This window comes from Chryseobacterium sp. G0201 (genome assembly GCF_003815655.1).
Taxonomy (GTDB): domain Bacteria; phylum Bacteroidota; class Bacteroidia; order Flavobacteriales; family Weeksellaceae; genus Chryseobacterium.
This window is the reverse complement of the sequence record NZ_CP033917.1, coordinates 3,111,930-3,124,086: the sequence shown is the minus strand read 5'-3', so window position 1 is coordinate 3,124,086 and position 12,157 is coordinate 3,111,930. Positions and strand designations below refer to the sequence as shown.

General features: G+C 32.6%; 10 protein-coding genes. 3 read left to right on the top strand and 7 right to left on the bottom strand.

Annotated features, from left to right (window positions below; genetic code table 11):
* Window positions 1-7: 7 nt before the first annotated feature.
* Window positions 8-178, bottom strand: a complete 171-nt coding sequence (locus tag EG348_RS21735) for a hypothetical protein (protein ID WP_164463303.1) — start codon at window positions 176-178, stop codon at window positions 8-10.
* A 503-nt stretch (window positions 179-681) separates the two neighbouring features.
* Between EG348_RS21735 and mobC the strand changes: the two genes are divergently transcribed.
* Window positions 682-2,682 carry a conjugal transfer protein MobC gene (gene mobC / locus EG348_RS14150; RefSeq protein ID WP_123983661.1) on the top strand — a complete coding sequence of 667 codons (2,001 nt, stop codon included), beginning with the start codon at window positions 682-684 and terminating at the stop codon, window positions 2,680-2,682.
* 87 nt (window positions 2,683-2,769) lie between these two features.
* On the opposite strand, the gene EG348_RS14145 is transcribed toward mobC, so the two are convergent.
* The 6 genes from EG348_RS14145 to EG348_RS14120 form a co-directional block, all read right to left on the bottom strand.
* Window positions 2,770-4,860, bottom strand: coding sequence for a type IA DNA topoisomerase (locus tag EG348_RS14145; RefSeq protein ID WP_123983660.1), 2,091 nt, complete (start codon window positions 4,858-4,860; stop codon window positions 2,770-2,772).
* A gap of 72 nt (window positions 4,861-4,932) precedes the next feature.
* On the bottom strand, window positions 4,933-6,429 hold the full coding sequence (locus tag EG348_RS14140; RefSeq protein WP_123983659.1) for a DUF3945 domain-containing protein: 1,497 nt from the start codon (window positions 6,427-6,429) through the stop codon (window positions 4,933-4,935).
* A 97-nt stretch (window positions 6,430-6,526) separates the two neighbouring features.
* Window positions 6,527-6,820, bottom strand: a complete 294-nt coding sequence (locus tag EG348_RS14135; RefSeq protein WP_123983658.1) for a helix-turn-helix domain-containing protein — start codon at window positions 6,818-6,820, stop codon at window positions 6,527-6,529.
* Window positions 6,821-6,855: 35 nt separating this feature from the next.
* Window positions 6,856-7,122 (bottom strand): helix-turn-helix domain-containing protein, encoded by a 267-nt coding sequence (locus EG348_RS14130; protein ID WP_123983657.1) that lies wholly within the window; start codon window positions 7,120-7,122, stop codon window positions 6,856-6,858.
* Window positions 7,123-7,278: 156 nt separating this feature from the next.
* On the bottom strand, window positions 7,279-8,130 hold the full coding sequence (locus EG348_RS14125) for an RteC domain-containing protein (protein WP_123983656.1): 852 nt from the start codon (window positions 8,128-8,130) through the stop codon (window positions 7,279-7,281).
* Window positions 8,131-8,176: 46 nt separating this feature from the next.
* Entirely contained in the window at window positions 8,177-9,880 is a 1,704-nt protein-coding gene (locus EG348_RS14120; RefSeq protein WP_123983655.1) for a helix-turn-helix domain-containing protein, read from the bottom strand.
* Window positions 9,881-10,157: 277 nt separating this feature from the next.
* On the opposite strand from EG348_RS14120, the gene EG348_RS14115 reads away from it, so the two are divergent.
* Both EG348_RS14115 and EG348_RS14110 read left to right on the top strand, forming a co-directional pair.
* Entirely contained in the window at window positions 10,158-10,391 is a 234-nt protein-coding gene (locus EG348_RS14115) for a hypothetical protein (protein ID WP_123983654.1), read from the top strand.
* Window positions 10,392-10,638: 247 nt separating this feature from the next.
* Window positions 10,639-12,153: a MauE/DoxX family redox-associated membrane protein gene (locus EG348_RS14110; RefSeq protein WP_123983653.1), complete on the top strand. Its 1,515-nt coding sequence runs from the start codon at window positions 10,639-10,641 to the stop codon at window positions 12,151-12,153.
* Window positions 12,154-12,157: the final 4 nt, after the last annotated feature.

Here is a 12,157-nt window from a genome sequence, read left to right as displayed (position 1 = left end):
AAAAATGTTAAATCATATTATCTTCTAAAAAACACCTTACTGTAATTTTTAAAAGCATTGAAAGAAAAACGCTGATTTGTTCTGCTTCCTCATTGGTTAATTCTATTCCCTCTTCTTCTTTAAAGATTTTAATAACCTCATCAATGCTAATAATCTTAACGTCACTATTCTTTTCCATACCTGATATATTTAAAATAAATATATTCGGCACATCATACTTTTTTGAACAAAGACATTATTACCGTAGTACTTGGCTTCGAAAGTTCTTAATATAAATGTAAATTTTAAAAAATTTTAATGTAATATCTCCAATATTTTCTTGCATTAGTAAGCAAGTACAAATAAGATTAAGCCTCTGAGAAAATTAATTTCTACGTGCATTTTAATAGAGATTCTTTTGTATATATGGTATAATTGTAAATTTAATTCTCAAAATGGTAACGAGAAAACAAAAATCTTATGAAGAAATTCATCGTTCTTATATTCAACTAAAATACAAATAATCAGTCGAATACTAAAATCCTACCCTAATTAAATTTAAGAATTCCTTTTAAATTTCCATAATAACTTCTCATAAAGTATATTGAGATAATGACAGAAATGTAAAGCCATTCAATGTCAATAAACACAATTCTCACAGCACAACATTACTTTCGACCTTAATAATTTAAAATAAAAATTATGCAGGGAGAAGATGATTTGAGAGGATTAGCTAAAATTATGGGATTCATGCGAGCAGTAAGTATTATACTGGTCATAATGCATTTTTATTGGTTTTGTTATGCCTTCTTTTTAGAGCATGGATGGGTTTTAGAGATAATTAATAAGATATTATCGAATTTTCAGAAAACAGCAGGATTGTTTTCTCATCCGTTATACACTAAAATCTTTGCAGTAGTTCTTTTGGCATTAAGCTGCTGGGGAACGAAAGGTGTCAAAAATGAAAAAATTACTTGGAAAAAGATAATTACTACTTTAGTAATTGGCGTATTATTTTTCTTTTTTAATGGTTTATTTCTTAATTCTCTTTTCAAATATTCTCTCTCTGTATATATACTAACTACATGCTGTGGTTACATCAGCTTAATGATGTCTGGCGTTTGGATAAGTCGTCTTTTAAGAACTAATCTGATGGAAGATGTTTTCAATTACGAAAATGAAAGTTTTCAGCAGGAGACAAAACTGATGCAGAATGAATATTCAGTAAACCTTCCTACAAAATTCTATTATAAAGGCCAATGGAATAACGGGTGGATTAATGTAGTGAATCCTTTTCGAGCGACTATTGTTTTAGGTACACCCGGCTCAGGTAAGTCATACGCCATTATCAATAATTATATTAAGCAACATATTGAAAAAGGGTTTTCAATGTACATTTATGACTTTAAGTTTGATGATTTGTCTGTGATTGCCTATAACCATCTCTTAAAACACACAGACAAATACAAAATAAGGCCAAAATTTTATGTTATCAATTTTGATGATCCCAGCAAAAGCCATCGTTGCAACCCTTTGAATCCTGATTTCATGACGGATATTTCAGATGCTTATGAAGCTGCCTATACCATCATGTTGAATCTGAATAGAAGCTGGATTCAAAAGCAAGGTGATTTTTTTGTTGAAAGTCCAATCATCCTATTGGCTGCTATTATTTGGTTTTTAAAAATTTATGACAATGGAAAGTATTGTACATTTCCTCACGCTATTGAGTTATTGAACAAAAAATATGCTGATGTATTCACCATTTTAACGACCTATCCTGATCTAGAAAATTATCTATCTCCTTTCATGGATGCATGGCAAGGAGGCGCACAGGATCAGCTCCAAGGGCAGATTGCTTCTGCAAAAATACCTTTATCGAGGATGATTTCTCCACAACTCTACTGGGTGATGACAGGAGATGATTTCACATTGGACATTAATAATCCTGAAGAACCCAAAATACTTTGTGTAGGAAACAATCCGGATCGACAAAATATTTATTCCGCCGCATTGGGTCTGTATAATTCCAGAATTGTTAAACTCATCAATAAAAAAGGGCAGTTAAAAAGTTCTGTTATAATCGATGAGTTGCCAACCATCTATTTCCGGGGACTAGACAATCTTATCGCTACAGCCAGAAGTAACAAGGTCGCTGTTTGTTTAGGATTTCAGGATTACTCACAGGTTATTCGTGATTACGGAGATAAAGAAAGCAAGGTCATTCAAAACACAGTAGGAAATATTTTCAGTGGACAGGTTGTGGGAGAAACCGCTAAAAATCTTTCTGAAAGATTTGGGAAAGTACTTCAAAAACGACAAAGCTTAAGCATTAATAGAAACGATACTTCCACCTCTATTTCAACACAGTTAGACAGTTTAATACCAGCTTCCAAAATTTCGACTTTAACTCAGGGAATGTTTGTAGGAGCAGTGTCAGATAATTTTGATGAACGAATAGAACAAAAAATCTTTCATTCGGAAATCGTTGTAGACAATGAAAAGGTTGCTTCAGAAACAAAATCATATCAGAAAATACCACAGATTATGAACTTTGAAAATGAGTTTGGAGAAGATACGATGAAAGAAGAAATTCATTCTAATTACCAGAAAATCAAATCAGACATTTTATTTATTGTAAAAAATGAAATAGATCGAATTGAAAATGATCCAGACCTAAAGCATCTTATACAAAAAGAATAAAAAAACGATAGAATCATTAAAAGAGTGGAGAGTTATAACTTTCCACTCTTTTAATGATTGATGTTCGGAATCACAAAATTGCAGCCCCTACTTTCTCCTAGTTGCTTTATTTTTATCAAACTCGAAAACACTTTCTCCAGCATCATTTAGAATCATGTAAGCATCGAAACTCTTCCCAGCCTTACTTTTCATCCCTTTGATCAGTGAGGTCTTTCCTTTTTCTATCAACAATTGAATATCATTGACTGTCAATAATTTCCCACAAACCATTCTAAATTGCATCCAATTACAGCGTTCATCTTTACATTTAACAATCTTATCAAGAATGCGAAGCTTTTCTTTTTTACACTTAGGGCAGATTAAATCCGGTAAATCTTCTCTGATAATTTTTGTCTGAAGTAATTCATTCGTTATAACTGAAGTATAGGCTTCAATCCTTTTCTGAAAATTTGATAAATCATTCTCTTTATTTTCGATCTTTTGGAGCTCCAATTCCCATTCTGCGGTCATTGTAACATCGGCAATTTTTTTATCTCTGATAAGTCTATAGACTTGTAAACCTTTTTCTGTTGGAATTAATGATTTATTATCTTTTTGAATATAATCTCGGTCAAAAAGAACTTCAATAATGGCAGCTCTAGTAGCAGGAGTTCCAATACCTATATTTTTCAAGATTTTTCTTTGTTCTTTTTGCTCAATTTTGCTTCCTACGCTTTCCATTGCCGACAATAAATCCGCTTCAGTAAACAATGAAGGTGGTTGTGTTTTCTTTTCTAATATGACTGACTTTTTGATTTTGATGTCATCACCTTTCAAAACCTGTGGTAATTCCTGAAGTTCATTATTTTCATCTTCAGAAAAATCACCTCTCATTATTCTCCATCCAGGATTTATGATTCTACTTCCTTTAGAAATAAAAACATAATGGAGAACTTCTAATGAGATTTGAGTTATTTCTTTGAGGTAGGCTTCTGAAATTGCTTCGAGCAATCGATATGCAATCATATCATAAATTGCATTTTCTTTCGCAGATAATGCCGAAGGAATTTTCTCTGTAATGAGCAAGCCGTGATGGTCTGTAACCCCAAGATCATTAACAATTCTTTTATTGAACTGTCCCCATTTAACATGACTCACAGCCTGTTTAAAAGAATCTCTATCTTTTAAAATCCTAATGAGGTTGGGTATTTCCTGCCACATATCCTCAGGAATATATTTACTTCCTGTTCTTGGATAGCTGATAAACTTTTTCTCGTATAGACTTTGGGCAATATCAAGGGTATCAGACGCAGAAAGATTTAGTTTTTTATTCGCTTCTTTCTGTAAACCTGTCAAATCAAATAAAAGAGGGGGCTGCTCTGTTATTGTTTTTACTTCCACAACATCAACTTTTGCATTGCCATCTCCTCTTTCGATAACCTTTAAAAGGTCATTTGCTTTTTTTTGATCATCAAATTTCAATTGAGAAGTACTTTTAAAATTTAGCATTCCCTTCTGATGAGTTAAATGAATCTGCCAATATTTTTGAGCAACAAAATTTTTATATTCCAAATACCGATTGCATAGTAAAGCCAATGTAGGTGTTTGAACTCTCCCAAGGGAATAAGAACCATTATCAGCTGCGATAGATAAAGCCTGAGAAGCATTGATTCCCAAAAGCCAATCCGCACGACTTCTTCCGACAGCAGCATGATATAAACCCTCAAAATCACTTCCTTTTTTGAGATTTTCAAAGCCAGTTTTAATGGCTTTTTCAGTTAAAGAACTGATCCATAATCTTTCAAAAGGTTTTTTACAATTCAAATATTCATAAATATATCTGAATATCAATTCCCCTTCCCGCCCTGCGTCTGTTGCCACTATTATACTATCACAATCATTTATTACTTTTTCAATAATTTTTAATTGTTTCAATGCTCCCGAATCACTTACATAATTTTTTCCCTTTTTAATCTTCTTTACTATCAATTTAAAGGGGTCAGGAAATATGGGTAATGAAGCCTTTTGATATCCGGAAATCCCATAATCTTCAGGCATGGCTAAACTTACTAAATGTCCAAATGCCCACGTTACATAGTATCCGTTTCCTGTAATGAAACCTTCTTTTTTATCGGTAGCACCTAAGAGCAATGCAATTTCTCTTGCTACACTTGGCTTTTCTGCAATAACTGCTTTCATGTTTTTATTTTTTTTGATTAATAAAAAACCCAATGAGCTTTATTAATCCATTGGGTTGCCTAATAAATTCGTTTATAATTTTCTTCTTCGAGTTCTAGTTGGCTGTTTAGTTTTTTGTTGTTCTTCTGACTGCTTTTTATTGACAGGATTTGTTTGAGCTGATTGCAAAGACTCTTTCGTATTTTTCGTTGCTTCGTTGATCTTCCCTTCTGAATTAACAGCCACTTGAGTTTTATGGGCTTCGTCAGGTTTAGCCTGATCAATTACTTTGTTAGGATTTTGAAAAGAAAAATCTGTGGTTCTATTTTCTTTACTGAACGTAATATAACCGTTGTATGTGTTCCCATTTTGATCAATCAATCCACTTAGGTAAACCGATTTTCCCTCTTTCAGATTGTCAAACTGCTGATCAGTTAACTCTTTTCCTCTGAAAACTTTTTGTGGTTCTTCGTTTACAGTTTGTTGTCTGTTTTGAACCTGATCCAATTTTCTATAAGGATCTATCAGAAACTCCACATACCTTTTTTCAGCGTTAAATTGTACTGAAGCATTAAAAGAATCTCCTTTGCTTGAGATCATAGCTTCAAGATAAAGAGGTTTCCCTTCACTGAGAATTTGCTTTTGCTCATCATTAAGTTTCACTCCTTTTATATCATCGGGAATCTTAATATAATTGGTATTTAAAGCAACCAATTCATTCGTTAAACGGTCTTTACTGATTATAGAGGGTATAATGTCATTGGTCTTGGGATTGACCAGATCAACTACCCTTCCCATGTTACCGGTATTTCTAAGATTTTCTTTATCCTGCTCAGAAAATTCGTGACCTAAAAACTTCATTTTAAAATCAGGTTCTTTACGGATTCCATGTAGATTAATGAGGACTTGTCCGCTATCGTTCGTTTGTAGAGAAAGACGAACATCCATCCTGCTGACCGCGTTCCCTAAATTAATAGTGATAGGTACCAACTTGTGTGATTTAAATCCTCTGAGCAGACGATCCAAGACGTTCATCTTTGTTAGCTTTTCCTGATCTAATCCGAACTTTGCCATAATCTGCCAGTCGATTTGTTCGGGTTGATAGCGATACTGCGGGCTTTCCTGTTTGGCTTGATTTTCTGTTTCTGTTGATTTTGTTGCCATTTTGTTTTGATTTTTATGGGTTAAACTATTTTGAATTATGATTTCATAACCTTTTAAGGTCTCTAATTCTTTCGGTGATGCCTTATCGACATACTCCTGCAGCTCTTTTGCAGTTTGCATAGCGCCGAGTTCTGAAATTTTAAAAAATGAAAATTCAGTTGGATTTTTGAGCTGACTGATGAAATTGGAAAAGAAGTTGGAGAAGATGTCTCCTCCTCTATCAATACGAATAAATTGGCTGGGATTTTTCTTTTGAGAATCTTTTTTTATAAGATTTCCATTGGCATCTAATCCATTGACAAGCTGTACTTTTTTTGTCTTTTTATCTAATGCTAAAAGCGCATCAGATAAATTATCTTGTGAAACATCCTTTGACTGCGGATTCTCAACAATATCTTTTATTTTATCTTTTTCCGAATCGCTCATAATTAATTTATTAATTATGCGGATGAAGATAAAAAAGCAAAAAAAACGTAGTTAGAATATTGTAGTCACTGGTTTATGATGTCCTTGACTGGAAGGATTAATTTTTGGAATTACCATTAAAACTATCCCGTATAAACTGATGGACATCTGAAAGTTTATAATATAACTTACCGCTGATGGTGTAATATGGTAACCGCTTTGAAGTGCGGTAGCGTTGCAATGATCTTGAGCTTATTTTGAGCATCTGAAGGACATCCTGATTATCGAGAAGCTGTTCGCCATCAATTTCAAAATTTTGATTTTTCATTTCTTTTACTTTATCATCAAGCAAGTTAAAACGCTCCATCAGTCTTTCCATCCATGAGTTAAACTCTATTCTGTCAATATTCATAAGATTTGATTTTATAATTACACATTAGTAGAAATTCATTGATTGTGTCCATTGAGAAGTTTTTCAATATCCTGATATTTATAGTAGAGTGTACCTCCAATCTTTTTAAAAGGTAAGGTTCCGTTTATTCTGTAATTCTGAAGAGTTCCTACTGAAATTTTTAAAAGATTTTGAACTTCAGAAGATTTCAACCATTCTTCTTTTCTAATCTTTTTACCATTTAGCAGTGCCAGAAGCTCTTTAAGAAGCTCGTCTTTAAAATCGAGTAAATCTTGTTTTGTTAAAATTGAAATTGTTTGCATTTTGTTGTATTTTGTTGGGACAAAGTTTCAAAAATGCACAGAAAATCTCTCGGTAGGACAACGGTACTACCGAGAGAAAGCTTTAAAAACACTATAAATCAAACAGATACAAAACGCACTACATTATAAAATTTAAAAACAAAGTTATTTAGCTCATTAAATTTCATCATCAACATTTTTAAAATGCTGATCGAGATTATCGGACAGCCTATGTAAAAACTTTGTTCTTCCATTTTTCCTGTCTTTAATCTCAGTAACGGTCTTATAGTAATTCCCTAGATCGATATCTAACGTTTTTTCAAAAGAGCGCATAATTTCACTGAACTCAATGTTTCCTCCATTGAAACAATTGCTCTGATGCAAAGCATAGGCAAGCTCAATCAGTGCCACCTTGGAGGCAGACCATTTGAGAACAGTTAAGTGCTCTTCTTTTTTAATCATAACATTAAACTCTTTCTCAGATTCTTTTCTTAAAAAAACTTCCAGCAAATCATTGGCTAACACATGAGCCACCTGATGGCAGTGAGAGGTGGTAAAGTTTTCATCAAAATTATACAGATTGAAGGAAAGTTTCATTTTGAGGTCAAATGAATTTCGTACGAAATATTTGTGATCCATGTAGGTTGCATTTCTACGGTAGTAATTGTAAAAATCAGCATTTTCACTATGGTATTTTTTAAGTTTTTCCCACTCATTCTCATAATACTTTTTAAGAGTTTTTGCGCTCGAATGAGGAACTGAAGAAACAATGCTTAGTACTTTCATAAAGTAAATGTACTTTGAGATAAATAGTGGCTTCACATTTTTAAAGAAATGTATTTCTTCACCTATTCCTTCAAAAGTAGTGAGATTAATCAATTTCTTCAATTCTCTGATGGAGAGATCAATAGTGGAAAGTGATTCTTCAGCAATTTTAATAGGATCATCATGTGCATCAGCGATTAATTTTAAATCTCGCTCAAGATGATCGTGCATCTTTGTAATCGTTGTAAAAAGTTTGTTTACCATGTCCTTTTTAAGAAATTTACAAACTTTCAATCAATTACAGAAAAAATCACTTATTATTAAGTTCCTTAAGCCTCATTTTAATAAAATCTGCAGGTCTTATCCCGTTAATTTCGAAAAATAAATCTGAAAAGTTCTGACGGGAAGCAATTCCACATTCTGCTGCCAAACCTTCAATTTTATAATTGAGATACTTGCGATCAGAGTTCAGAAGACTTGTGATATATCTGATTCTTAATTCAGACAAATACTTATTAAAATTTGTCCCTTTTACTTCGTTAATATAGGTGGATAGATAATGAGTATTGGTTTTAAATTGCTCGGCAAGTTTTTTACAAGTAAGATTTTTTTGGAGAAATTGATTTTTTTCTTCAAATGCAGCCAATTTTTTCGCTAATTCATCAGCCTTCTCGTCACTGACAATCTGTTTTTTTGATTGCGTATGATCTTCACGAGACTCTTTGGCTGATTCAATTTTATTTCTATAAATAGTTAACCGCTCCTGTAATTCTATATACTTTTTTCTCAACACTTTTTCACGGTGACGACGATATATAAGAATAGCTATTGTAAAACTTACCACAATAAATGCTATAATTACAGTAAGAAACTTTGAACTTTCCAATCTTTCTTTTTCATCATCCATCTTTCTCCTGTCATATTCACGAAATATTTTCTTGGACAAATATTTAAAATCCTTAACAATAATATTGTCAGCTCTTAAAAGCTGTTTTGTGTAGTACAGTTCTTTCGCAGCGTTATTCTCTTTTTTGTAATGCTCAATTAAAAACTCATAATTCCTTCTTACTTCCGGAAAAATAAACTGATGTTTATTAAAAATAGAATCGATTTTGGTAAAATAAGCGATACCTTTTTCCTCATCACCATTTTTAATAAAAACATTTCCTAAGTAAAAATAGATAACACTTGCCCAGGTAAAATCATTCTTCTTGAGTATTGGGGGTAATGCTTTATTCAAATAATAGATGGCATCATTCGGTTTGTTTTTATGAAAATATAATATGCCTTTGCATTTAAGAAAGTAAGAATATTCCAATTGAAAATCACGTTGCTGTCTTGTCAAATTAATTCCCAATTCGATAAGACTATCTGATGTCTTAGAATCATTCAGATTCCTATAACAAATCGTCATTTGATGAAGAATATTAAAATATCCCTTTTTAAAATTGTAACTGGTATTTGGGTTTGCAGACCTCTTCGAACCTGATTCAAAATAATTAATAGAATTATTGAAATGTCCAATTGCGTCTTCATAGTAGCCAAGATAGCTTTTTACATTTCCCAAATGATAATTTACTTTATGTTTTAGATATTCATCTTTGCTATTACGAGAATAATTGTAGGCTTTCAAAAACTCATCTAAAGCAGGTTGGTATTTTTTTAAGTTAAAGGAGTATATAATTCCTTTACCTAAATAAGCATCACTAATTAAATCATTATTTTTTGTTCTTAGGGCAGCATGAATCGTACTGTCAGCAAATTTCAGTTTAACATCAACAACTGACGAGTACGCGACGGCATCACGATATCCTAAAGCCAGAGCTCTATCATCATTATTGGCTTTAGCCTTTTTAATAAAAGTATTGACAGCAGGTAACGCAGTTTCATCATTAAGCTCTTTTGTTTCATAGTATTTACGGATCTCCTGATATGATAAAGAACTTTTAACCTGCGAAATACAGATGATGTGATACATCAAAAACAGCAACGATAGTGTTTTGGATTTTGTCATTCGTAATATTTTGATCTGGATGGTATCAAAATTAAGCAAAATGCTCTAAAATAAAGGGGATTTCAAACTTCTATCGACTTATTATTCACAAAAGCCAGATAAACTTCACTCAGACCCTTCTTAGCTCCATTTCATGTCTGTCCTAATTTTAAAATTGTGACGTCTTAATTTTAAAATACAGCCACAATAGGCTTTTTTCGTGGGTTTCAACCTTCTACATTTGGCTTAAGAATTCTTTCAAATCCGGCCGGGATAAACCAACAAAATATTAGAAAAAATGACAAAATTTATCCCAATAACAATAATAATGCTTTTTGCCCTAATGGCAACAAGCTGTACACGAAGCTTAGACGTTCAGGAAGATTTTCAGGAAGACATAAATCTAGCTCATCAGGTAACTCTTAAAATGCAATCCAGAGAATCCGATTCTACCTCTTCAACCAATACTGAATTATATCCTGATCCAGATGTACCCATAAAAGATACCCATGACTGGAAAATAAAGCCATAACAGTTGAGAATTGCGAATCTCAAATATTGACTATCAAAAATAAAACAATGATTCCTCATACCTCCATATTTTGCACGACCGATCAACCATGTCCAATAGGTGGAATATGGCAGAGTATGGGGAATTTTAAAACCACATATCCAGCAATGAAAGGCTGTAAAATGCCGGACTATTGCGGAAAAAAAATAGAATGGGTTCTCATTCTTGAATGTTAGAAAACTAATCATCAAAACCAAAGAACAAAGCCATGAAAAAACTAATCCCATACATTCCGAAAATTGTAAACTACTTTTTTATTCTGCTCTTTTGCTATGCTGCTATAAGCAAAGCAATGGATTTTGAGAATTTTCAGGTTCAAATTGGTCAATCTCCTCTTTTAAGTGCATATGCAGGATTTGTTTCTTATGCTGTAATTATATTAGAATTGCTAATCGTTGTATTACTGGCAATTCCAAAAACAAATTTAATCGGATTGTATTCTTCAACTGCGCTCATGTCGGCATTTACCATCTATATTTTTCTCATCCTAAATTACAGTGATTTTGTTCCCTGTTCATGTGGTGGCATTCTTGAAAAAATGGGATGGACAGAACATCTGATTTTCAATATTCTTTGTGTTGTACTTGGTGGCATTTCTGTATGGATTGATGAGGAAGAGAACAATCGTCCAAAGAGGAGAACAGCAATTCTATTAGGATTTTCAAACCTTTTGAGCTGCGTTACGATTGTATTTCTATTTTTCAGTTCAGAACACATTATCAAAAAAGACAACAATTTTACACGGAGATTTCTGCTATATCCGGTTGTTGAAGATAAAAGCTTAAATCTTGATAGTGACCATTATTATTTTGCCGGTGAAGACTCCAATCATCTTTATTTAGGCAGTAATCAATATCCGCAGATTTTGACTGCAGTTTCTAAAAATTTACAGACTACATCAAAATTAAAAATAATTCCAGAGAACTTAAATTATCCTTTTAAAAGCATTAAAATAATAGTTCACTCGCCATACTATTATTTTACAGATGGTACAGTGCCTATTATTTTCAGAGGAAAACTTGGAAATCCAAATGCTAGGCAAATTAGCTATCAAGATGCGTTTTTCTCGCAGATTATTGTCAAAGATTCTACTAATTTTATTATAAGAACATTCGATCGTACAACCAGAGATTTGAGTTTAGCATCACTTTCACTAAACAGTTTTCCTAAAGTAAAATTACATCAGGGATTTATACAGAAGCAAAAAGACGGCGTCTTTGATAGTGACGGACAATTAAATTATAGCAACAATCCTTTCAGAATTTTATATCTGTATAATTACAGAAATCAGTTTACAGTATCGGATGAAAATTTAAATATTCTTCAAAAGCTAAATACAATTGATACTACTAAAACAGCAAAAATAGAAACTAAAAAACTATCCGACGGAAGGCATAAAATGGTCGCTCCACCCCTTCAGGTAAATCAAAGAATATCTTCACAGGGGAAATTATCTTTCATTCAATCTTCATTAATGGGGAAAAATGAATCTTCTGATCAATGGAAAAAAGCGGGAGTGATTGACATCTACAGAAATGACAAAAATGAATATTTGGGTAGTTTCTATATCTATAATAACGGTAATAATAAAGTGAGTGATTATCTGGCAGGAAAAGAATATTTCTACAGTATTGTTGGAAAAAAGCTTGTACGGTATAATTACAGAAAACCTCTCGTTCAAAATCTTAAAACAGGGGAAGCCGAAAACCTGAACAAAGAGTAGGCAC